The organism is Phaeobacter inhibens DSM 16374, assembly GCF_000473105.1.
Lineage (GTDB): Bacteria > Pseudomonadota > Alphaproteobacteria > Rhodobacterales > Rhodobacteraceae > Phaeobacter > Phaeobacter inhibens.
In genome coordinates this window covers 1832709-1853996 of record NZ_KI421498.1, presented here as the reverse complement: position 1 = coordinate 1853996, position 21288 = coordinate 1832709, and the positions used below count along the sequence as shown (strand labels likewise).

The following is a 21288-nucleotide window of genomic DNA, read 5'->3' as shown; positions in this document are numbered from 1 at the left end:
CGGCTGGGGTATAGGGTTGTTTATTATATAGATCGCCCAAGCGTTTGAAATAAAACAGCAATCCAGATCCGAAATGTAAAGTGGCGGCAGGTTTGGGCGACTGCCCGGTTTTTTCTCGCGAGGCGTTAAGTGTCTGTAAAAAATAAAAAATCACGTGGGCGGAATGTAAACCGGACCGAACTGGCTGAAATCAACGGCGTGTCCATGCCAACGGTTGACGACTGGGTGAGCCGCGGCTGCCCTGTCATTCAGCATGGGGCTCGCGGTCGGGCGTGGATCTTCAATACGGCGGATGTGCGCAGCTGGCGCGATGACGATATTCGGGCCCAGACAAGCCACACCGGAAATGCGTCAAAGAGCGAGTTGCTGCTGCGCAAGTTGGCGGCGGAAACAGAGCAGGCGGAACTGGACCTAGCGAAAGCCAAGGAACAGGTTGTGCCGGTCGAGCAATATGAACGGGCCCTGACGAAGGCTTTTGGTGAGGTGCGGGCGGGTCTGCGCAACGTCCTGCCGCAACGGGCCGCGCGTCGACTGATGGGCGAGAGCGACGAAACCAGGTTCAAGGATGTGTTGCGGGAGGAGGTCGACCACGTACTCGAGGCGCTTGCAGATCGGGATCTGGTTGAGGAGTCGGATATCGCGCTTGCAGACGATGAGGGCGAGGGGGCGGACGGTGAGTGAACGCCCGGGCTGATTTCTCCAATGCACGCGCGGTGGTTCAGGCAACCCGGCGCGCGCGTGAATTTCTCCGGCCGCCACCGGATCTGAAACCCTCAGATTGGGCGGAGGCAAATATCAAGATCCCGGTCGGCAATGCCGTGCCGGGACCGATGCGCTTTGACAATGCGCCGTATCAGCGTGAAGTGATCGACATGACCGCCAACTCGCGGTGCGATCGCATCACGTTGATGTGGGGCGCGCAGGTTGGGAAGACGCAGACTGCGCTTGCCGCGCAGGCCTACCGGATTGGTTTCAACCCTGTTTCGCAGATGATGATGCAGCCTAGCCAGGGCGACCTTACCACGTGGCTGGAAACCAAGTTCAATCCAATGGTTGAGGCCAACGAGGGATTGCAGAACGTTCTGGCAAAACCACGTGGCCGCGACGGTGTGAATAACCAGCGGATGAAAAGCTACCCCGGCGGGTTCTTGATGTTCAGCTGGTCAGGATCGCCCAAGACCATGCGTGGCCGGTCGGCGCCATTCATCGTCTGCGACGAAACAGACGGCTATGATCGAACCGGTGAGGGCCATCCGGTTGGCCTTCTGTGGCAACGGGCTGCGACCTTCGGCGATCAGAAACTCCTGTTGGAGATCAGCACCCCGACCATCAAGGGCGAGAGCTGGATTGAAACCGCCTTTCTTGAGGGGGATCAGCGACACTTCCACGTTGTTTGCCCTCATTGCAGCCATAAACAGACGCTGAAATGGTCTCAGGTTTCTTGGTGTAAAGACGACGACGGGCAGCACCTGCCAGAAACCGCTACCTATCTTTGCGAAGGTGCGGGTTGCCACACTGCTTGGAATGATGCCGAGCGGTGCGCCGCGATCCGCAATGCAGAAGACCAAGGCGGCGGGTGGATCGCAAAGAAGCCGTTTCGCGGCCATGCCTCTTATCATCTGTCGGAGCTCTACAGCTGCTTTCGGTATCTGAAAGACGTTGTGCAGTCATTCCTGGACAAACGCGCTGCCGGGGATCTTCAGACGTTTGTGAACGTGTCGCTGGCCGAAACGTGGGAAGAGGCAGGCGACCAGCTGGAATCATCAGTTCTGATGGCGCGCGCGGAGGAATTCCGTGCACCGGTGCCAATGGGCGCTGGGGTTTTGACCGCCGGGATCGACATGCAGAATGACCGGCTGGAAGTCGAAATCGTGGCTTGGGGGTTGGGCGAAGAGTCGTGGTCTGTCGATTACAAGGTCCTGTGGGGCGATCCGCTGCAGGGGGACGTCTGGGATGAACTGGACGAGGTGCTCGCGGAAACCTGGACCCATGAGAGCGGGGCAGAGTTACGGATCTCTGCCGCCTGTCTGGACACCGGCGGCGAGGGCGGGCGGACGCAGGCCGCCTATGATTACGCGCGCGAGCGGCTGGGCCGCAAAATCTTTGCTGTGAAAGGCGTTGGGGGCTGGGGTCGCCCCATCGTGACCCAACCCAGCAAGATCCGTCAGCGCGGCGTGCGCCCGGTATGGCTCCATTCGATTGGTGTGGATGAGGCCAAAGTTGTGGTGGCTCAGCTGGCGCGGATCCCGGCCCCGGGCCCCGGTCATTGTCACTTCCCGGTAACTCGAGATCCTGCCTGGTATGACATGTTCACGGCGGAGACGTTGCGTACCAAATATCTGAAAGGCTTCCCGATGCGGGAATGGCAGAAGGTGCGTCCGCGAAACGAGGCCTTTGATTGCCGCGTCTACGCTTATGCCGCACTCAGCATCTTGCGACCCAACATAAAGCGCTTGTTGACGGCTTTGGAGGTTCAGGGGGGCGAGGATCAAGACCTTGATCAGGCACCGCAAAGCGAGGCGCCGGAAAATATGCCAGAGGATACATTGCCCGCAAACTCCGACAGTGGCCCAAAGCGCCGACGGACGAACCGACGAAAACGCAGGCGGCGCCATAACCTTGAATAGGGCAAAAACGTGGGCGCACTACCAGCTGAAATCGGGGCAGGGGTTACCTTTCGGGCGACTGTATGCCTGCCGGTCTACCCTGCGACGGAATGGGGACTTTCGCTGATCATGCGCGGCGCCAGCCAGATTGATCTGGTGGCGGATAGTGACGGCGAAAATCACAACCTACATGCAGCGGCCAGCGAGACTGCCGGTTGGTTGCCCGGTCACTACCGCTATGAACTACGGGTGGCCGATGGTTCAGACGTGATCACGGTCGAGGTGGGCGAGCTGCGGATCGCGCCGGATCTTTCGGCGCAGGGTGCTGGTGTCGACAATCGTGACCACGTGCGCAAGGTGCTCGATGCGATTGAGGCCGTGATCGAAAACCGGGCCAGCATCGATCAGCAGAGCTACCAAATCAACAACCGGTCCCTGCAGCGGACGCCACTGAATGAGCTGTTGAAGCTGCGTTCCCGCTATCGGGCAGAGCTGGCATCGAAGAGTGCGAGCCGTAAGCGCCGGGGCATGGGCCGCACAATCAAGGTGCGCATGCCATGATCGGAAAATGGTTCCGCCGTTCTCCAGCAACAGTCGCCGATGAGGTGCAGCGGGGAGCGCCGCCCATGATTGCGCCAGCGCGTCGACGCGGCGCGCGATTGTATCAGGCAGCGCAGGCGGATCGGGTTACGTCTGGTTGGTCAACGTCACCGCTTCCTGCTGATCAGATTGTGCGCCGGAACTGGCGCGCGCTGGTTGCTCGCTCCCGTGAACAGCTGGTGAACAACAGTTATGGCAAGGCGTTTCAGCGCAGCGTGCGCCGCAATGTCATCGGTCAAAAAGGGTTCATCCTGCAGGCTCAGGTGCAAGGTGCTGATGGTAAGCCTGATGCAGATGCAAACCGCGCAATTGAGGCGGCGTTTAAGACGTGGAGCAAGGCCAAGAACTGCGATGTGAAGGGGGTTAGATCCTTCCTGCAGATCCAGAAAACACTGGTTAACGGGCTGCCGAGCGATGGCGAATTCATGGTACGTCACGTCTATGGCCGAGACGCGGGGCCTTGGGGCTATGGGCTGCAGATCCTCGATCCGGTCAACTGCCCCGTCGATTTCGATGAGGACCGCCGTCCCAATGGTCGTTTTATCCGGGCGGGCATCGAGTACACCAAAATGGGGCGGCCGGTTTATTACTACTTCCACACGCTCGATGTGTCGCAGTCTGACTATTCCCATGCAGGCCGCGCCTTCATTCGGGTGCCTGCGGATCAGATCATTCACTGGTTCGAAGAGGATCTGATCGGGCAAAAGCGGGGGTTGCCCTGGATGGCAACGGCACTTCTGCGGATGCGTCAACTGGATCAATTCGAGCGCGCGGCGCTGACCAATGCGCGCGAGAGCGCGAACAAGCTGGGCGTGATTGAGTGGGATGAAGGTTTCGGGCCAGAGCCTGAAAGCGATGATGATGACGGCGAGGCTGCAGAGGTAGAGCTCAGCAGTGAAGAGGGGATCTATCATGAGATGCTGCAAGGCCAGCGTCTCAAACGGGTTGAGAGCCCGTATCCCAATGGTGAAATGGCCGTGTTTTCTAAGCACAACCTGCGCGGCGTCGCCTCTGGGCTGGGGGCGGCTTACAACGATCTCGCCAATGACCTCGAGGGCGTGAACCTGTCGAGCATGCGCCATGGCATGCAGGCTGAGCGGGACCGCTGGAAAGAGCTCCAGGAAAGCCTGATCGAGAGCTTTGTCTCAGAGGTTTTTGAGAAATGGCTCGAGTATTCGCTGGTTGCCGGAAAGATCACTTTGGGCAACGGCGCGGCGTTGTCACCTCGCCACCTGTCCAAATACCTCGATGCCATTTTCCATGCCCGCCGGTGGGATTGGATGGACCCTTCCAAGGATGTGAAGGCCGACGCGGATGCGGTCGACAACCTGTTCAAGTCCCGCGGCCAAGTGATCCGCGAGCGGGGCCGCAACCCGCGTGATGTGTATCGCGAATTTGCCGAGGACATTCAGGCGATGAAAGACGAAGGCATCCCGCCCGAAGTCATAGCAGCGCTGATCACCGCGAAATCAAAAGGAGGGTCCCCAAGTGTCCCAGCAGTCGAAACCGACTCCGATGAAACCGTTGCAGGCGGAGGAAACGACAGTGCGTAAGCCGAGTGACCTGATCGGGAAATCCCTGACGCGGTCGCTGACACCTGAACAGATCAACGCTGGGCAGCGTGGCGGAGGCCAGGGCCTGCAGCGGGTGGCCGAGGTTGTCACCATTGACGAAGGGGCGCGCACAGTTGAGCTCGCGTTTTCGTCCACGACGCCGGTCATGCGGTGGTTCGGTGAGGAAGTCCTTTCCCATGGACCAGGAGCGGTCGATCTTGAGCGGCTGAACAATGGTGGCGCGCTTTTGATGGACCACAATTGGCGCGACCAGGTCGGCGTCATTGTGTCGTCCCGGATCGATGCCGATCAGGTTGGCCGTGCTGTCGTTCGGTTCAGTCGCAGCGCGCGGGCCGATGAGATCTTTCAAGACGTGGTGGACGGTATCCGCAGCCACGTGTCGGTTGGTTACTCCGTCAGCGAGATCAAAGAAGAAAAACGGGACGGCCAGGCCAATCTGGTGACCGTCACCCGCTGGGCTCCTTTTGAAGTTTCAATGGTTGCAGTCCCTGCAGATCAGACCGTGGGCGTCGGGCGTTCCGGAGAAAATCTGCCAGAGGTGACGGGGGACGATACCGGGCAGATTGCAGAGAATGAAACAGGCGCGGGCAACGAGGCCGCAGGTAATCAGCAAAGGGAATTTGAGATGAAAACCATCATCACCCGCGACAATGAGGGCAATCTTGTCCGGGCAAAAGTTGACGATAACGGCAATATTGTCGAAGTCGTGGAAATGCTTGAACGGGCAGGTGCAGGTGATGCGGCCCTGCTGCAACGCGGGCGCGAGCAGGAAGCAACCCGGGTGCGCGAACTGACCGAGATTGGCAGTCAGTATGATGCAGAGGATCTGGCGTTGGAATTGATCCGCAGCGGTCAAGGTGTCGAGGATATGAACGCCCGACTGCTGGACCATCTGCACCAGCGCAGCACCAATCACCGTCAGATCATGGACCGTTCCGATATCGGTATGACGGATGACGAGGCCGATCAATTTTCTTTCCTGCGTGCAATCCGTGCGCTGGCCAATCCGACAGACCGGGCGGCCCAGGAAGCCGCGGCGTTCGAATTCGAAGCCTCCGACGCCGCCGCTGAAGCGCAAGGCCGGGATGCACAGGGCATCATGGTTCCGATGAATGTTCTGATGCGTGCCCCGCTCAACACCGGCACCGGTGGCGTCGGGGCTGGCGATACTGGCGGCAATGCGATTGCAAACCCGCTGCTGAGCCAGAGCTTTATTCAGATGCTGCGGGTTCGCACGATCCTGCTGCGCCTTGCGACGCCTCTTATGGGGCTGGTCGGCAATCCCGATATCCCGACGCAGGAAGGTGGCGCGACTGGCTACTGGATTGGCGAAGATGGCGAGGCCGCCGAGGATATCCTGAGCCTTGGCCAACGTCAGTTCTCGCCAAAGACCGTGGCCGCCTATTCCGAAATCACGCGCCGCACGTTGAAACAGACCAGCATGGATATCGAGGCACTGGTCCGCAGTGATTTGGCGCTCGCACTTGCGACATCGCTGGACTTTGCGGGGTTCTACGGTACCGGCACGGATGATCAGCCCCTGGGGATCGCCAACACCAATGGTGTGAATGTGGTCGACTTTGGCGGCGCGGGTTCCGGTGGTGGCGCGGCGATGCCGACGTGGGACGACGTCATTCAGATGGAAAGCGAGATTGCGGCCGCCAATGCGGATGTTGACCGCATGGCCTACGTCCAGAACGCCAAGATGCGCGGTCACTTCAAGAGCAAACAGAAGTTTACTGGCACCAACGGGGCGCCGATCTGGGAAAGCGACAACACCGTCAACGGGTATCGCGGCGAAGTCACCAACCAGGTCAAGAATGGTGATGTATTCCACGGCGACTTTGGGAATGTGCTTGTTGGCATGTGGGGTGGCCTGGATCTCACTGTCGACCCCTATACGCACAGCCGCCGTGGTCGCCTGCGTCTGGTTGCGATGCAGGATGCTGACTACGTTCTGCGCCATCCTGCGGGCCTCTGCTACGGCACCGACGCCAGCTAACGACTGCGAACAAATCCTGTGCCTTGGCCCTCATAGGGCCGGGGCCTGAATGCTCCCTGAAAGGATGTGAGAAGATGGAAAAACAAACCAAGGCCCAGAAGTCCGATTACAAGGTCGCGAGCGCGTTTATCTGGGGTGGCAAGATCCAGAAACCCGGAATGAAAGTGTCGCTGACGAAAACAGAAGCTCATGGGCTGATCAAGCGCGGCAAGATTGAAGAGGGCACCGGGCGTCAGGCGCCTGCCAAGAAGGCTGCAAACAGCAAACCTGCCGCGCCCCAGCAAGATCCCGGTAAAGGCAGCTGATGGTTTCGCCCGCCTGGGATGATCTGGACGCCTTCCTGCAGGTTGACGATTTCGCCATCGAGGCGACCGTCACGCCGCGGGGAGGCGTTCCGCGTCAGATCAAGGGGGTATTCGACGAGCCGTATTTCAACGCACAGCTGGGCGAATACGAGGTAGACGCCACGCAGCCCCGGCTCACTTGCAAGGCGGCGGACGTGGTCGATCTGCGTGAACGCGACCAGGTCACCATCAATGGCCAGAACTACTACCTGCTGAGCAATCCGCAAGAGGACGGCACCGGCATGGCGGTTCTAGCCCTCGCGCGAGAATAAGTATGCTGCCTTTCGAAATCGATGAGAGCGAGCTGCGTAGAATCGCCGACGAATTTGATGCGGATAAGGATGTTCTGCGAGCTTCATTTTCCAGAGCTTTGAAACGGACAGCGCAGGCCATAAAGACTCGCGCGCGCAAGGAACTGCGAACCGAGCTTGAGCTGAGAAATGCGGCCGAGATCAGGAAGCGCCTTTACGGGTTCCGTTACAAGCGTGGGGCCTATGACCTCGGTGAGGTTCGAATGTGGTTCGGCCTGAATGATATGCGTGTCTCAGCTTTTAAAGGCCGGGCTTCGAGAACAGCGTCTGGTGCGAGGTTTGCGGGGCAGGATTTCCCAGGTGCGTTTGTTGGACGTAACAGGAAAGGAAAGCAGACCATCATGCGCCGGGCGGGACATAGGGCTTGGCCAATCAAAGAGGAAGTCATGCCGGTCAATGATAAGGCCCAAACTTACATTGAAGACCAGGTTCTTGACGATTTCGAAGAGGTCTTTTTCAAGGTGTTCCGAGCCGAGGTTCGGGCTCGTACTCTCTATGGCATCGGCAAAGGATAAAGCATGACGCGATCTATCGATCTCGATAAGTTTCACGATGCGGTAAAGCTCGAAATTGCCGATAACTTCCCGACGGTGTCGACTGTCGAGGACTATGACACAGATCGCAAAGATCTGATGGCCCCTGCCATACTGATCGAGTTGGTGGACATGGAGGCGGATCCAGATAGCGACCCGGGCACGGAACAGCTGGCGGTCGTATCCAAATGGGTTGCGCGCATCATCATGAGTTTCCGCACCGAGAATGTGAAACGAGAGATCCGCAAATTTGCCGCAGCGTTGGGGGTGTTGGTGCATCAAAACCGCTGGAGCATGCAAATGGGCCCGGCCCAGGTCACCTATATCGGGCCAGATGCCTTTTCTCCTGAGTTGGACAAATACGAGGTCTGGGCCGTCGAGTGGGACCAGCAAATCGATCTGGGGCAAAGTGTATGGACCGGCGAGGGAGTCACACCGGATCGCGTGATGATCGGCTACGCGCCGAAAATTGGGCCGGGTCAGGAAGGTGATTACAGCGAACTTGGGGGCAATTCATGAGTTATTCAGTTGCGCGAAACGAGCAGGTTCGGGAAGGCATAGTCCGGTTTGGCGTTGTTACTGCGGTGGACACGGGGCGGGCCCGGGCAAAAGTGTCCTTTGGCGGTGAAAGCGAGAGTGACTGGCTGGCGTGGATGGCAGAGCGGGCCGCAGAGATCTCGATCTGGGCGCCGGTCAGTATTGGCGAACAAGTCGTCATCCTGTCCGAATCCGGAGATACGGCGCAGGGCGTCATTCTTGGATCCGTGTTCAGCAGCAATAACCCGGGTCCCGGAACCAATGAAGCCACGCACCGTGTGAAGATCGCAGGCTCATCGATTACCATCACCGCCGATGCCATCACCCTGGCGTGCAACGGGTCGACGGTGGTGCTTGATGCGGACGGCGTTTCCATCAACGGCGTTCGGATCGATCTGAACTGATGCCGGGCGTGACCAGAAAAGGTGACAGCTGCACCGGCCATGGTGCCTTTCCGCCGCGCGCCAGCACCGGCGGCAGTGGGTCAGTCTTCATCAATGGTATCGCCGGGCATAGGCAGGGCGACGCCTGGGCGGTGCATTGTGATCCACAACCCGTGTGCCACGGCGGCAGTCTTGGAGCAGGGTCCAGTACGGTATATGCAAATGGCAAACAGCTGGGCCGGATTGGTGATCCTGTCGATTGTGGGTCAGCTGTCGCGAGCGGTTCCGGGGATGTATTCGCCGGGGGGTAGGGAAAATCGCCAGAGGACCGGGTGTCACGGTCTGCGCCATCATGGCGACATGAACGGCATCAACGCATCCACGGGAAAACCGCTTTCGGGTCTGGCTCATCTGCGCCAGTCCGTGCGCGATATCCTGACCACTCCCATCGGCACCCGCGTGATGCGGCGCGACTATGGCAGTCGGCTATATCGCTTGGTGGACGCCCCGATGAATGATGCGACCCGCCTTGAGATGATGGCGGCGACCTATGAGGCGCTTGAAACATGGGAGCCGCGGCTGCAGCTGGATCAGGTTGCAGTTGATATGCCTGAGCCGGGCGGGGTCATTGTGTCCATCCAGGGCCAATACTTGCCGACCGGTGAGCCGGTAACACTCGACGGCATTGAGGTGCGCTGATGGCTGGTGGATTCTCTGCCATCGATATGTCGCTGTTGCCAGCGCCGGATCTGGTTCAGTCTGTCGATTATGAGGCAGCATTATCAGCCATGCTGGGTGAGTTGCGCGCGCGGGCCCCGGCCTTTGATGCGCTGGTTGAAAGTGACCCGGCATTCAAACTGGTTGAGCTTGCCGCGTTTTTCCAAACTCTGACGCTGCAGCAGATCAACGATGCAGGTCGGGCGGTCATGCCCGCGACAGCAAATGGTGCGGATCTGGACAATATCGCGGCCCGTTACGGGGTTGCACGACAGGTGATTGATCCGGGTAATCCAGAGGCATTGCCGCCAGCCCCGGCGGTTCTCGAAAGTGATGATGATTTCCGGCGCCGAATGCTGGTCGCTTTTGAGGGGCTTACGACCGCAGGCTCTGCAGGATCCTATATCTTCCACGCTCTGAGCGCTCACCCCGATATTGCCGACGCAAGCGTCGAAAGCCCGGCGCCGGGCGAGGTGCTTGTCACGATCCTGACGCGCGTCGCCGATGGTGCTGCAAGCCCGGAACTGCAGGCATCCACGCTCGAGGTGTTGAGCGCCGACGACGTGCGACCGCTTGCCGATATGGTGACTGTCCAGAGCGCCGCTATTACCCCATATTCTATTGATGCCAGCCTCACTGTGTTGCCAGGGCCAGATAGTGAGGTGGCACGCAGCGCGGCTCAAGAGGCGGCTATATCTTATGCCGCCACGCAGCATCGACTGGGGCGGGATGTGACATTGTCAGGCATCTACGCTGCGCTGCACCAGCCGGGCGTTCAAAACGTGACGCTCACAAGTCCAGCAGCGGATATCGTGATTGGCAATGACGGCGCGGCCTTTTGCACCGGGATCAGCGTAACCGTTGGGGGATCCGGTGTCTGAAAGCTTGCTTCCTCATAATGCAACGGTCGAAGAGCGCGCGCTCGAGGCCGTGATCCGCGCAGGCCTTTTGCCGCCGGTGCCGTTGCGGGCAATCTGGGACCCGGATACGTGCCCTGTTGAATTTCTGCCCTGGCTTGCGTTTGCGTTTTCAGTCGACGAATGGGACCCATCTTGGAGTGAGGCCGCCAAGCGCGACGTTGTTCGACAGTCCGTGCAGGTTCATCGCCGCAAGGGAACCGTTGGTGCAGTGAAGCGTGCTTTGCAGGCCATCGGCACGCCTGCAGAGATCATTGAATGGTTCGAAGATGGATCAGCGCCTTACACCTTCAAAGTATGGTTGGATCTGCGGGCGATGCTGCGCAACGGTGCTGATCTACCCGCCGAACTGGTAAAACTGCGGCGCGCGATCGATGCGGCCAAACCGGTACGCAGTCACTACACTGCACATGCGAGGGTGACCGGCCCAGCCCCAGTTTATTGTGGTGCGTTCACGACCGCAAAAGGGGCCACCTTCAACACTGCGCGTATACCAGATGCACCGCCGGTCGCACTGCAAACCTATGGCCGGGCCGCCCCGGTCATCATCAAAGCCCGTCTTGGGAATAGCGTCAGCATACCCGATGCCCCGGATATTACGGCCTTTCGGCATTACGGCATTACTGCCAGTGGCCGAGGATACATCTATTCACCAATATTGGAGGCGCCAGCATGAGCGAACCCTATGGCTTTCTGACGAATAAGGGCCGCCAGCTGGAAGCTGCCGCCCTGGCAAACGGAACTGCACTGAACGTTGCCGAGATCGCTTGGGGCACGGGTGCCCGTGCAATCACCGGTGGGGAAATCTCGCTTGAGAATGAAACTGGGCGTGCCCCGGTGATCGCTTCCGGGATCCATCCGGACAACAGCAGCGTCGCGTTTTTCCGCCATGATTTCGCGGCACAAGATGGCCCCTATATCATCAGTGAGGCGGGGTTGTTCGATGCCGCGGGCAATATGCTGGCAATTGTTACCTACCCGGTGCCGATGCCTAAGCCGCTGAATTTTGCGCTGACCTTTGACATTATGGTCGCCTTTTCGGATCTCGAGAACCTCAATATCAATGTTCTTACACCGGGGTCTCTGGTGCCAGAAGAGCGTCGCATTGACACCGGATCAGGTCTGGTCGGCGGTGGAGACCTTTCCGGCAATCTTAATCTGTCCCTTGATCCAGGCGCGCTCCAAACAATGAACGACACCGAACACCTCGCCATGATCGCAGGAGCCTGACCCCATGAGCATTATCCCAAGCCGTTTTCTGGCGCATGTCACGCAAGCCGGGGTCGCCATGCCGCCGGTTCCGGCGGATCACACCCGCCATATCGCCACCATCCAGACCAGCAATGACGCGGCATCCGGTGTTATTCTGACCTGCGAAATCGACGCAGGCGGCGAGACCTACAAAGTGACGCCCGCCCAGACCATCACCGAGGGCGACGCCCGCGCCAGTATCGTCGGCCCCGGCACACTCTTGGCCGGTGACGTGCTGCGCTTTGTTTCCAGTGACGACGCTGCCCTTGATGTCTGGGTCAGCTATCATGACCGTCCGGTGCCCGCATGAGACGTGTTGTCGGTCATGACGGCGCGCTGAGCAGCCCGTTGCTGTCGCTGGGCGGCGCGGGTCAGGCCGGGGGCGGTGGTAGCGTCTTTGATCCCGAATATGTCCTGTCCACAGGTCTGCGGTATCGCGGCAGCTATAAGTTCAGACAGGTGCCGGGATCGCCCACCACCAAAAATATTGCTTGGATGGCTCTTGCGCCAACCAGCGAAACGGCCTGCCGGGTGATCACCTTTTCCTATGATCAATCGGGCTACAATTCGGGCGAATATGTCCTCAGCTATGACCTGCAAAACCCACGTGACCTGACAGACCCGGCCAACTCGACCATCAGCTACATCACCAAGGCTGACTTCTATGCTGTGACGGTCAGCAGTGATTCGCGGATGCTCAAGGTCAGTCTGGATGGCCGGTTCATCGTGGACCGGGCGTTGCAGGTCTATGAAATGACAACGCCTTGGGACGTGACCACTCTGGCGCATGTTCCGGCCCGTTCCAGCCCCGGTGGCATGTTGTCGGGTCACGACACGGATGTTTCCCCGGATGGCACCATGGTCATGAAACTGACTTTGGACGGGTCAGGTAGTTCCGCCCCGCATTACGTGCATACATGGGCCGTTCCGGCGTGGGATTTCTCCGGGATGGATCTGGCGACCGAGGGCGATACCAAGGTCCTTTATGCCGGGGTCGGCGCGAGTTTTGGTCTGCGGCTGCACAACAACAACGTGTTCACCGATGTTGGACGAACCTTCTATCGTCCAGACGGCGATTGGTCACAGCCCCCCAATGACCTGGGAACCACTCTCTATTACAGCGCAGCCTCATACGCCACGCTGCTCTATGCGCCGCAGGGGGTTATGTACTCCCACAAGACCGGCGGCGATTACTCCAACCTTTACGTCCATTACTGAAAGGCAAGCTGATGACACAGCCCCTCTATTCGCTGAATGGTGCGCGCCCGGCCCTGCCACCGGCAAAGCTGCGCCTGCCCAATGGTCGCTGGCGGACTGCCCCCTACACTGAGGCTGATCTGACGGCTGCGGGATATGAGCTGGAACCGGCAAAACCCGCCTATGATCCGGCCACCGAGCGGCTGGACTGGCAGGATGGCAACTGGACGGTTGAGTCGCTGCCGCCCCGCGATCCGGTCTACCGCCCCCTGACCAAGCTGGAAGCCATGACCCTGTTCCGGCACATCACCGGCATGGATGACGCGGGCGAGCTGGCCATGCGGGAAGATCCCGCAATCAAGCTGCTGTGGATGAAGTGGGAAACCGATGTGCCCCAGAGCATTCGCCGAGAGCACGCGGTTGTCGGCATTTTCTTGGATGGCCTGATCGCAGCAGATTACGCCACCACGGAACACAAGGCCGCCATGCTGGCCGCCTGGCCGCAGGAGGGTTGACGCTTATCGGGCGGGCGTGCGTTCGGAAAATGCGCCAGAGGGAATGAGGTTGCCAACCTCGCATGATCGAAGGGAACTGCAATCATCAGCGAGGCTCTAATGTCTGGTTTTCTTCACGGCGTCGAGGTGCTCGAGATCGACACAGGCCCGCGCCCGATCCGCACAATCTCGACCGGCGTTATCGGTATTGTGGGCACTGCGCCCGCAGCTGATGCGGACGCCTTCCCCCTCAATAAGCCCGTTTTGATCGCGGGTAGCCGTTCTGAGGCCGCAAAGCTGGATATGACGGCTGACGGCACCGGTGGCGGGACGCTGCCGGGCGCGCTCGATGGCATCTTCGACCAGATTGGCGCAGTCGTGATCGCCGTCCGCGTCGAGGAAGGGGCCGACGACACCGAAACACTCGCGAACATGATTGGCGGCGTGAACGCCACAACGGGACAGTTTGAGGGGGTGCATGCGCTCTTGGGGGCTGAGAGCGTTGTCGGCCATGCCCCGCGTATCCTTTGTGCGCCCGGCTGGACGCATCAACGCCTTGAGGATAGCGGCAATCCTGGCACCTATCTTGCGAACCCGGTTGTGGCCGAATTGGAAGGGATCGCGGATCGCATCGGCGCAGTGATCATCTCGGATGGGCCCAACACAACCGACGCCGCAGCGCAGGCCTACGCTGGCGACTGGGGCACTTCCGGCCGCATCTATGTGGTTGACCCATGGGTCAAGGTGCTCGGCAGCGACGGCACTCCGGTAGATCAACCGGCATCGGCCCGCGTGGCTGGTGTGATCGCACGCACTGACAATGACCGGGGGTTTTGGGTTTCGCCATCAAACCAAGGCATTTTTGGCATTATCGGCACATCGCGGCCGGTTGATTTCAAACTCGGGGATAAGGCCAGCCGGGCCAACCTTCTGAACGAAAACGACGTCGCCACCATCATCCGCCAAGATGGCTATCGCCTCTGGGGCAACCGGGTCCCGACAGCTGACCCTAAATGGCAGTTCCTGTGTGTGCGCCGCACCGCTGACGTCCTCAACGAGAGCATTCAGCGCGCGCATATGTGGGCCGTCGACCGGGCAATCACGAAAACCTACATGGACGACGTCGTCGAGGGGGTGAACGGGTTCATCGCCACGCTGATTGCCCAGGGTGCGTTGCTGGGCGGCAGCTGCTGGGCGGATCCGGATTTGAATACGCCGACCAGCATTCAGAACGGGCAGGTGTGGTTCAATTTCGACTTCACGCCGCCTTATCCTGCCGAGCGGGTGACGTTCCGCTCTCACCTCACCAATGAATACATCGCGGAGGCACTGGGCTGATGGCTATTCGGAACATCCTGAAAAACTTCAATCTCTTTGTCGACGGGCGCGGCTTTGCGGGTGAGATCGGGGATTACACCCCGGCCAGCCCGTCAATCGCCGCTGAAGAATACCGCGCCGGTGGCATGGATGGCCCCATCGATATCGATATGGGCACTGAGAAGATGACCACCAGTTTTGTGCTGCGCAACTACAGCGCGGACGTGTTGTCCCTCTGGGGCATCGCGCCGGGGGTGTTGATCCCTGTAACCGCCCGCGGTGCGCTGGAAAGCGAGGACGGGACTGTAACGCCGGTCATTCACAACATGCGCGGCAAGATCATCCAGCCTGACCGGGGCACCTGGTCTCCCGGTCAGACTGCCAGCCTCACCGTCAACATGACGCTTGAGGCGTTCAAGGAAACCATCGGTGGTCAGCTGATCACTGAAATCGACATCATCAACATGGTGCGCAGAACCGGCGGCGTGGATCGCCTCGCCCAGATCCGCGCAGCACTGGGCATCTAAGGAGCTCTCATGGACGAATTGCCTGACTACCTAACCCTGCACTCAAACGGGGAAGAGGATTCCATTTCCGTTTCCCTGCTGAAAGGTGTGACCGTCGACGGTGAAAAGCGCACAACCCTGACATTGCGCGAGCCAAGCGTGGGCGATCATATCGCCGCGCGCCAAACGGGGAAGAATGACAACGCCCTTGCCGAGGTCATCTTGATTGCAAACCTTGCGGAGGTGCCACCCGACGCAATCAAAGTGGCCAAGATGAAAGACTACGACCGGCTGCAAGAGGCGCTGGGTTTTTTGAATGGCTGACGCCTGAATCCTGCCGGGCAGGGGTTTTGATCCTTGCCCGACATACCGGGTGGTCACGTACCGAGATCACCGCAATGAGCGTCAGCCAGTTCAAATGGTGGCTGGGGGGTATCAATGGCAAAACAACGCCTTAGCGCCAGCATCACAATCGGCGGCGTTCTCGAGAAATCCTTCAAAAAGAACATTGGCCTGATCCGGTCAGGCTTCGAGAACATTGGCGATAGTATCAAGTCGGTAAAGGCCCGGCAGAAAGAGCTGTCGCGGCAGCGCGTGGATCTGGTCAAACAGGGCCGGTCGGTGGAAGCGCTCGACCGTGAATATGAAGACCTAGAGCGCACCTTGGAGGCTTTGGCCCGAAAGCAGCGACGCTGGGAACGCGCTATGCGCGACAGCCGTCGGGTTGGTGAGAGTTTCGACCGCATGGTCAGCAACTTTGGGCGGATGGGCCGCCGCGTTGGTGCTGGCGTCGCAGCCGTCGGCGCTGGCGTGTTTGCGCTGGCAAGCTCGACGGCATCTTATGGCGATCAGGTCGCCAAAACTGCGGGCAAGTTGGGCATCGGCATCGAGGCACTGCAGGAATACAGATACGCTGCTGAGCGTTCCGGGGTTTCAACCGACACATTCGATAGCTCTTTGACGGCAATGCAAAAACGGCTTGGCGAGGCCGCAAAGGGCTCCGGCGCTGCCAAGAAGGCGCTCGACCAAATGGGCTTGTCTGCAAAAGACCTGGTTGCGATGGGGCCAGAGCGCGCCATGGGTCAGATCGCGGATAAACTGCAGACCATCGAGAACCCTGCAGAGCGCGCGGCCATCGCGTCGGCGCTGTTCAGCCGAGCAGGGATTGGCATGATCAACATGCTGGGCGGCGGTTCTGAGGCCCTGCGACAGCTCCGCGAAGACGCGCGCAAGACGGGGTATGTGCTGAGCGAAAAAGCCGCCCGCGACGCAGAGGCCTTTGCCGATGCTCAACTTGATGCACAATTGACGGTCAAGGGCCTGAAAAACACCATCGGCGCGGAGCTGATGCCGGTTGTGACGCGGTCCATGAAGACCTTCAGCGCCTGGGCGATATCGAACCGCGAGGATGTTGCCGATTTTGCAGACACCGCCGCGCGCAAGCTAGAGGCTGCGTTGCCAGTGATCGGGCAGGTGGTTGAGGGGATGGGTAAGGTATCCACCACCATCGGCGGGGTGATTTCCAAGGTAGCCACGATGGTCGGCGGCTGGGAAAACTTTGGCATGATCATTGGCGGCCTCTTTGCCGCGCGGACAATTGGCAGCGTCCTCAGTTTTGGCTTTGCGGTTGCACGGCTGGGCGTGTCTGTCGCCGCGCTCGTACCGCTTGCCACCGGCGCGGGCGCGGCGATGGGCGTGCTGTCAGGTGGTCTGGCGCTGGTGAAAACCGGCATTATCACCGTGGGCCGTGCGCTGATGATGAACCCAATCGGGCTTGCTGTCGGAGCCATCGCCGGATCCGCATATCTGATCTACAAGCACTGGGACCAGGTCGGCCCTTGGTTCGGGAAGCTCTGGGGGAACGTCAAACAGACCTTTTCCGGCATTGGCGGGTTCATCACTGGGGTATGGCGCGGAGATTGGGACGCTGCAGCGGACGGCCTGTCGACCGCTTGGGAGGCGGCCAAAGGCTACCTGACCACGGTGCTTGATGGGATCGGTTCCGTATTTAAGGCCGCCTGGGTCAACGTCATCAAGCCGGTAACGGATAAGCTTGGGGTCACGGACGCCATCACGACGGCATGGGAGGGCGCTGAGGCGACCATCGGCACCGTGGTGAGCGGCATCGGGTCTATTCTGCAGAAGGGCTACAACGGCACAATCAAGCCAGTGATCGACGCGCTGGGATCCACGGGGGGGATCTCTGCGGCGTGGGATGAGGTCAGAACCGCAGTGGGCGCGGTGATCGAGTGGCTGGCAGAGAAATTTGACTGGCTCATGGGAAAGCTGCAACCGGTTCTGGATGGCCTGTCTTGGCTGCGCGATAAGGGCGCTGGGGCTGTTGCCGGTATTCAGGATATCGGATCGGGATTCCGAAGCTTGTGGACTGGTGAGGATCCGGGGCAAGAGCCCGCGGCTGGTGGTGATCCGTCTGGACCAACCCAGCCCCCAGCGGCCCAAAACCCGCGCTCAGGCAAAGCTGTCCCAAAAAAGGTCTCTGGATCTTATCTAGGGGGCAGCATCGGCCGTGGGTTCCGCGAGGTAGGAGAGCAGGGCCCCGAAACGATCTGGACCTCAAAAGGGGGCTATGTCGCGCATGCCAATGCAACCGAACGGCTTGCCCGCTTGTCTGAGCGCACCGGACCGCTGCTAGATGCGATTGGGGGCGGGCTACGATCCGCAATGTCCAAAGCGGAGAACGTGTCGACGCCCATGATACAGCAGGTTCAGCTGGCAGCAGATCGCATAGCCCCGGCAGTACAACCCGCGCCATCCCCTGCGGCAGCTGCACCAGTAACCATCTATGCCCAGATCAACGCGCAACATATGACGGCGAACGAGATCGCCGAAGAATTGGAGCGCAGGGGAAGAGCGGCTCAGGCTGGCGCGCTTTACGACCAGGCGCATGATTATGGCCAATACGGGGGCGCATGATGGCAGGAACAATGCTGCAGCTCGGCACCTATCAATTCAGCATCAACAATGCTGCATATCAGAGCTTGCAACGCTCGACCGAATACCGCTGGGCGGCACAGGAGCGGGTCGGCGCTTCGGACGCTCTGCAGTTCACCGGGTTCGGGTCCGACACCATCACTCTGCAGGGAGTGATCTATCCGCATTTTCGGGGTGGACTGGGGCAGGTCGACAAGATGCGTCGCACCGCCTCGCTTGGCTTTCCGCTGCCGCTTGTCGCTGGCACTGGTCGGGTGCTTGGCATTTGGGTGATTGAATCCGTTAGCGAGGGGCAACGCATATTTGCGACCCAAGGCGCTCCGCTTCGACAGGAATTTACGATCAGCATCAGGAGATATGATGGCGGACTCCGCAGTCTTCTACCGTTCTAAAGAGGGTGAAACCGCAGACGAAATCGTCTGGCGCCATTACGGCAACCGCATAGCCGGGGCGCTTGAGATCGTGCTCGAGGCCAACCCAGGGCTTGCGGCTCTGGGGCCGGTGCTGCCACTGGGTACTCGGATCAGGCTGCCGGAAATTGACACCCCCAAGGAAGCGGAGGCGATCCGTCTATGGGATTGATGGATTTTAGGCCGTTTTTTCGGGTCGAGGTGGACGGAAAAGACATCAGCAGCACCTTGGCCCCCAGGCTGATCAGCCTTTCCCTGACCGACGCAGCTGGTGTCCAGTCTGACAATGTGCAGATCACCCTGAGTGACACCACCTTGTTCGGGCGGCTGGCTGAGCCAAAGGCCGGTGCCGAGATCCGGGTCTGGCTCGGATATCCCTTTCAGCTGAAATACATGGGTCTGTTTATCGCGGACAACGTAATTGTCGGAGGGCCGCCAGATCAGATGACGATCACCGGTATTGCGTCGGTGAACGGCGAAACCTCAAGCGGCAAGACCGCGCTGACCGATCAGAAGAAACGCAGCTGGCCCAGCGGGACCACGATCAGCGCCCTGGTGCAGAAGATCGCGGGAGAGCATGGCCTCGAGTATGCGGTTTCTGAGAGCCTGGCAAAGGTGACTCTGTCTCATATCGACCAGATTGACGAGAGCGATATCAATCTCCTGTCCCGGATCGCGCGGGACCATGATGCAATCGCAAAGCCGGGGAATGGCCGACTGATCATGGCAAAGCGTGGCGAAAGCCTGACGGCATCCGGCGCACCTATGCCGGTGCTCAGCATCACGCCGAAGAAAATCAGTCGTTGGCAGTACCAAAATTCAACCCGCGAGAAAGCGGGCTCTGTCGTTGCGGTCTATCAGGATCACGGCAAAGGCAAATCGGTCGAATGTATCGCGGGTGAGGGCGAGCCAAAGCAACGCCTCAAGCGCCGGTTCCCGAACAAGGATGCAGCAGAGCAGGCCGCGGCGTCGGAGTTGCAGCGGCTCAAGAGGGCAGGGCGAGGCCTATCTGTCACCATGCCGGGCGATCCGGATGCGATGGCCGAGGCAAAGCTGTCGGTGGCCGGGTTCCGGTCCTACGTCGACGAGGAATGGCTGATCACTAAGGCAGAGCACAGCCTCGACAGCGGAGGCTATCGCACTGCGATCACGGCTGAGCCGTTGATTTAGCGGACCCCGCGCAAAGGGATCACCTTAGCCTCTGCACCTGTGACAAAGTCCGCCCACCTCTGCATGAGAATCCGGCGCTGATCCAGCAAATCGGAGCGGGCATAAGAACGCTCGACCTTATTGCCGAGAATGTGGCCGAGGGCCGTCTCTGCGACGTCATAGCTGCTGGCCTCGGTATCCTGGACCCACGTTCGAAACGATGTGCGGAAACCGTGCGGCCTACCCGCCTCGCCGAGTTGGTTCAGCACCTTTGCGACCGCCACATCGGTAATGCAGCCGCTTCGATAGCTGGGAAACAGGTAGTCAGATCGCCGCGTCGCCTTTGCTTCCTCTACGACCTTCAAGGCCTCAAACGACAACGGAACTCGGAAATCTTCGACACGTCCCTCGCGGCCCTTGATGCGATCTGCCGGAACCGTCCAGAGGTCGCCGTCGATTTCATCGAACCGCGCGCCGCGCACACCCATTCCCCGCACCGCTGTAAGGATTAGGAACCGCAGGGCCAGCCGCGAAGATCCCAGCCCCTCTAATTTGGGGTAGAGGTCGGGGATCTCCTGCCAAGGCGTTGCCGTGATCGACTTCGTCTTGTGCCTTACCTCTCCAAGCATGTGCCTGGCTGCATCGACGGTGAACGGGTCGACGTCAAGGCCCATCAGCCGCGCCTGCTTAAAGATGATCCCGAGACGCTGAATCGCCTTCTCGGCGGTGGGAGGCTTCGACCGCCAGACCTGCGACAAGGCTTTGTGAATGTCTTTCTGGTGGATCTCTGAAATGCGCCGGTCGCCGAGTTCTGGCAGAACATAGAGTTGGATCGGTGAGAACCATCGCCCGCGCTCACCGTCGCCGCGCAGTCCGGCCTTTCGCGCTTCAAAGACAGTCTTCGCGACCTCTTCCAGCGTTGGATCTTGCCGATCGAGTTCGGCGAGCTCTGCGGCAAGCTGGCGGTCCCGCTCTGCAATCGGGTCTTTGCCGCTGCCTAACACTGCCTGCCATTTGTCCCGCTGCTGACGGGCCTCTGAAAGCGAAACGTCGGCGAGCGTTCCAAGGCCCATGTCGCGGCGGCGCCCGGAAATCGAATAGCGATAGATCCACTTTCCTGCCGTTTCCGTCTTCTTCAAGGACAGCCCGCCGCCGTCCTGATAGGTGCCAGGACCGGCCTTCTTGATCTGCATAGCTGTCAGCTTGTTTTTCGCCCTAGACATTCCGGCCCCCTCTCAGCCCCACAATTAGCCCCACAATTGAGACGCGATTTCAGGCTTTCGCGTGCGACAGCCTGCAACAGATTTCCCGTTAAGTGTCTGGCACCATTGCTCGAAAGGAGATCAATGGCAACAGCCTGCAACGGGTGCATGGTTCCTCTCGACCGCACCATTTCACATTTTGATGTGAATATCCCCAAAAACTCAAAAACTTCAGACACTCGCGGAGTTCGAAAACCGTTTTGGCCATCATAGGCCAAAGGCGCTT

Annotated in this window: 26 protein-coding genes; 25 read left to right on the top strand and 1 reads right to left on the bottom strand. The window is 59.7% G+C overall.

The window, feature by feature from the left end; genetic code table 11:
- The first annotated feature begins 129 nt into the window (after window positions 1-129).
- From INHI_RS0112630 to INHI_RS0112510, 25 genes are all read left to right on the top strand, one after another.
- Entirely contained in the window at window positions 130-681 is a 552-nt protein-coding gene (locus INHI_RS0112630) for a DUF1441 family protein (protein ID WP_027247876.1), read from the top strand.
- Window positions 678-2627: a phage terminase large subunit family protein gene (locus INHI_RS0112625; RefSeq protein ID WP_027247875.1), complete on the top strand. Its 1950-nt coding sequence runs from the start codon at window positions 678-680 to the stop codon at window positions 2625-2627. The genes INHI_RS0112630 and INHI_RS0112625 overlap by 4 nt, the downstream gene beginning before the upstream one ends.
- A 9-nt stretch (window positions 2628-2636) precedes the next feature.
- Window positions 2637-3167 carry a hypothetical protein gene (locus tag INHI_RS0112620; protein WP_027247874.1) on the top strand — a complete coding sequence of 177 codons (531 nt, stop codon included), beginning with the start codon at window positions 2637-2639 and terminating at the stop codon, window positions 3165-3167.
- Between the two features lie 65 nt (window positions 3168-3232).
- Window positions 3233-4759, top strand: coding sequence for a phage portal protein (locus INHI_RS0112615; protein WP_027247873.1), 1527 nt, complete (start codon window positions 3233-3235; stop codon window positions 4757-4759).
- Window positions 4695-6782 carry a phage major capsid protein gene (locus tag INHI_RS0112610; protein WP_254656877.1) on the top strand — a complete coding sequence of 696 codons (2088 nt, stop codon included), beginning with the start codon at window positions 4695-4697 and terminating at the stop codon, window positions 6780-6782. The genes INHI_RS0112615 and INHI_RS0112610 overlap by 65 nt, the downstream gene beginning before the upstream one ends.
- Window positions 6783-6856: 74 nt before the next feature.
- Window positions 6857-7087: a hypothetical protein gene (locus INHI_RS0112605; protein ID WP_027247871.1), complete on the top strand. Its 231-nt coding sequence runs from the start codon at window positions 6857-6859 to the stop codon at window positions 7085-7087.
- On the top strand, window positions 7087-7398 hold the full coding sequence (locus INHI_RS0112600; protein ID WP_014880212.1) for a head-tail joining protein: 312 nt from the start codon (window positions 7087-7089) through the stop codon (window positions 7396-7398). Before INHI_RS0112605 ends, INHI_RS0112600 begins: the two co-directional genes overlap by 1 nt.
- 2 nt (window positions 7399-7400) lie before the next feature.
- Window positions 7401-7952, top strand: coding sequence for a hypothetical protein (locus INHI_RS0112595; protein WP_027247870.1), 552 nt, complete (start codon window positions 7401-7403; stop codon window positions 7950-7952).
- 3 nt (window positions 7953-7955) lie between these two features.
- Entirely contained in the window at window positions 7956-8489 is a 534-nt protein-coding gene (locus INHI_RS0112590; protein ID WP_027247869.1) for a hypothetical protein, read from the top strand.
- Window positions 8486-8911 carry a phage baseplate assembly protein V gene (locus INHI_RS0112585; protein ID WP_027247868.1) on the top strand — a complete coding sequence of 142 codons (426 nt, stop codon included), beginning with the start codon at window positions 8486-8488 and terminating at the stop codon, window positions 8909-8911. The genes INHI_RS0112590 and INHI_RS0112585 overlap by 4 nt, the downstream gene beginning before the upstream one ends.
- Entirely contained in the window at window positions 8911-9201 is a 291-nt protein-coding gene (locus tag INHI_RS21410; RefSeq protein ID WP_027247867.1) for a PAAR domain-containing protein, read from the top strand. Before INHI_RS0112585 ends, INHI_RS21410 begins: the two co-directional genes overlap by 1 nt.
- Window positions 9113-9589 (top strand): GPW/gp25 family protein, encoded by a 477-nt coding sequence (locus INHI_RS0112575; RefSeq protein ID WP_254656876.1) that lies wholly within the window; start codon window positions 9113-9115, stop codon window positions 9587-9589. Before INHI_RS21410 ends, INHI_RS0112575 begins: the two co-directional genes overlap by 89 nt.
- Entirely contained in the window at window positions 9589-10488 is a 900-nt protein-coding gene (locus INHI_RS0112570) for a baseplate assembly protein (protein ID WP_036767060.1), read from the top strand. Before INHI_RS0112575 ends, INHI_RS0112570 begins: the two co-directional genes overlap by 1 nt.
- The gene (locus INHI_RS20730; protein WP_081698722.1) at window positions 10481-11200 is read left to right on the top strand and encodes a phage tail protein I; all 720 of its coding nucleotides are present in this window, start codon (window positions 10481-10483) and stop codon (window positions 11198-11200) included. The genes INHI_RS0112570 and INHI_RS20730 overlap by 8 nt, the downstream gene beginning before the upstream one ends.
- Entirely contained in the window at window positions 11197-11754 is a 558-nt protein-coding gene (locus INHI_RS0112560; RefSeq protein WP_027247864.1) for a phage tail-collar fiber domain-containing protein, read from the top strand. The genes INHI_RS20730 and INHI_RS0112560 overlap by 4 nt, the downstream gene beginning before the upstream one ends.
- A gap of 4 nt (window positions 11755-11758) precedes the next feature.
- Window positions 11759-12085 carry a hypothetical protein gene (locus tag INHI_RS0112555; protein ID WP_027247863.1) on the top strand — a complete coding sequence of 109 codons (327 nt, stop codon included), beginning with the start codon at window positions 11759-11761 and terminating at the stop codon, window positions 12083-12085.
- Entirely contained in the window at window positions 12082-12993 is a 912-nt protein-coding gene (locus INHI_RS0112550; RefSeq protein WP_027247862.1) for a hypothetical protein, read from the top strand. The genes INHI_RS0112555 and INHI_RS0112550 overlap by 4 nt, the downstream gene beginning before the upstream one ends.
- Window positions 12994-13004: 11 nt before the next feature.
- Complete coding sequence (locus tag INHI_RS0112545) at window positions 13005-13487, top strand: hypothetical protein (protein ID WP_027247861.1); 483 nt, start codon at window positions 13005-13007, stop codon at window positions 13485-13487.
- A gap of 99 nt (window positions 13488-13586) precedes the next feature.
- The gene (locus INHI_RS0112540; protein WP_027247860.1) at window positions 13587-14804 is read left to right on the top strand and encodes a phage tail sheath C-terminal domain-containing protein; all 1218 of its coding nucleotides are present in this window, start codon (window positions 13587-13589) and stop codon (window positions 14802-14804) included.
- A complete protein-coding gene (locus INHI_RS0112535; protein ID WP_014880200.1) occupies window positions 14804-15310 on the top strand; it encodes a phage major tail tube protein in 507 nt (168 codons plus the stop codon). The genes INHI_RS0112540 and INHI_RS0112535 overlap by 1 nt, the downstream gene beginning before the upstream one ends.
- A 9-nt stretch (window positions 15311-15319) precedes the next feature.
- Complete coding sequence (locus INHI_RS0112530) at window positions 15320-15613, top strand: phage tail assembly protein (RefSeq protein WP_027247859.1); 294 nt, start codon at window positions 15320-15322, stop codon at window positions 15611-15613.
- A gap of 114 nt (window positions 15614-15727) precedes the next feature.
- Entirely contained in the window at window positions 15728-18223 is a 2496-nt protein-coding gene (locus INHI_RS0112525; RefSeq protein WP_027247858.1) for a phage tail tape measure protein, read from the top strand.
- Between the two features lie 11 nt (window positions 18224-18234).
- Window positions 18235-18633, top strand: coding sequence for a phage tail protein (locus tag INHI_RS0112520; RefSeq protein WP_254656875.1), 399 nt, complete (start codon window positions 18235-18237; stop codon window positions 18631-18633).
- Window positions 18602-18823 carry a tail protein X gene (locus INHI_RS0112515; protein WP_027247856.1) on the top strand — a complete coding sequence of 74 codons (222 nt, stop codon included), beginning with the start codon at window positions 18602-18604 and terminating at the stop codon, window positions 18821-18823. The genes INHI_RS0112520 and INHI_RS0112515 overlap by 32 nt, the downstream gene beginning before the upstream one ends.
- Complete coding sequence (locus tag INHI_RS0112510) at window positions 18814-19821, top strand: phage late control D family protein (protein WP_027247855.1); 1008 nt, start codon at window positions 18814-18816, stop codon at window positions 19819-19821. Before INHI_RS0112515 ends, INHI_RS0112510 begins: the two co-directional genes overlap by 10 nt.
- Here the strand turns inward: INHI_RS0112510 and INHI_RS0112505 are convergent.
- Entirely contained in the window at window positions 19818-20993 is a 1176-nt protein-coding gene (locus tag INHI_RS0112505; RefSeq protein ID WP_254656874.1) for a tyrosine-type recombinase/integrase, read from the bottom strand. The two genes, INHI_RS0112510 and INHI_RS0112505, sit on opposite strands and share 4 nt — an antisense overlap.
- Window positions 20994-21288 lie beyond the last annotated feature (295 nt).

Coding starts and splice junctions, on each gene's coding strand:
- INHI_RS0112615 (WP_027247873.1), top strand. CDS start 3,233: ATGATTGCGCCAGCGCGTCGACGCGGCGCGCGATTGTATCAGGCAGCG.
- INHI_RS0112605 (WP_027247871.1), top strand. CDS start 6,857: ATGGAAAAACAAACCAAGGCCCAGAAGTCCGATTACAAGGTCGCGAGC.
- INHI_RS0112600 (WP_014880212.1), top strand. CDS start 7,087: ATGGTTTCGCCCGCCTGGGATGATCTGGACGCCTTCCTGCAGGTTGAC.
- INHI_RS0112595 (WP_027247870.1), top strand. CDS start 7,401: ATGCTGCCTTTCGAAATCGATGAGAGCGAGCTGCGTAGAATCGCCGAC.
- INHI_RS0112590 (WP_027247869.1), top strand. CDS start 7,956: ATGACGCGATCTATCGATCTCGATAAGTTTCACGATGCGGTAAAGCTC.
- INHI_RS0112585 (WP_027247868.1), top strand. CDS start 8,486: ATGAGTTATTCAGTTGCGCGAAACGAGCAGGTTCGGGAAGGCATAGTC.
- INHI_RS21410 (WP_027247867.1), top strand. CDS start 8,911: ATGCCGGGCGTGACCAGAAAAGGTGACAGCTGCACCGGCCATGGTGCC.
- INHI_RS0112575 (WP_254656876.1), top strand. CDS start 9,113: ATGGCAAACAGCTGGGCCGGATTGGTGATCCTGTCGATTGTGGGTCAG.
- INHI_RS0112570 (WP_036767060.1), top strand. CDS start 9,589: ATGGCTGGTGGATTCTCTGCCATCGATATGTCGCTGTTGCCAGCGCCG.
- INHI_RS0112560 (WP_027247864.1), top strand. CDS start 11,197: ATGAGCGAACCCTATGGCTTTCTGACGAATAAGGGCCGCCAGCTGGAA.
- INHI_RS0112555 (WP_027247863.1), top strand. CDS start 11,759: ATGAGCATTATCCCAAGCCGTTTTCTGGCGCATGTCACGCAAGCCGGG.
- INHI_RS0112550 (WP_027247862.1), top strand. CDS start 12,082: ATGAGACGTGTTGTCGGTCATGACGGCGCGCTGAGCAGCCCGTTGCTG.
- INHI_RS0112545 (WP_027247861.1), top strand. CDS start 13,005: ATGACACAGCCCCTCTATTCGCTGAATGGTGCGCGCCCGGCCCTGCCA.
- INHI_RS0112540 (WP_027247860.1), top strand. CDS start 13,587: ATGTCTGGTTTTCTTCACGGCGTCGAGGTGCTCGAGATCGACACAGGC.
- INHI_RS0112535 (WP_014880200.1), top strand. CDS start 14,804: ATGGCTATTCGGAACATCCTGAAAAACTTCAATCTCTTTGTCGACGGG.
- INHI_RS0112530 (WP_027247859.1), top strand. CDS start 15,320: ATGGACGAATTGCCTGACTACCTAACCCTGCACTCAAACGGGGAAGAG.
- INHI_RS0112525 (WP_027247858.1), top strand. CDS start 15,728: ATGGCAAAACAACGCCTTAGCGCCAGCATCACAATCGGCGGCGTTCTC.
- INHI_RS0112520 (WP_254656875.1), top strand. CDS start 18,235: ATGCTGCAGCTCGGCACCTATCAATTCAGCATCAACAATGCTGCATAT.
- INHI_RS0112515 (WP_027247856.1), top strand. CDS start 18,602: ATGGCGGACTCCGCAGTCTTCTACCGTTCTAAAGAGGGTGAAACCGCA.
- INHI_RS0112510 (WP_027247855.1), top strand. CDS start 18,814: ATGGGATTGATGGATTTTAGGCCGTTTTTTCGGGTCGAGGTGGACGGA.
- INHI_RS0112505 (WP_254656874.1), bottom strand. CDS start 20,993: ATGCAGATCAAGAAGGCCGGTCCTGGCACCTATCAGGACGGCGGCGGG.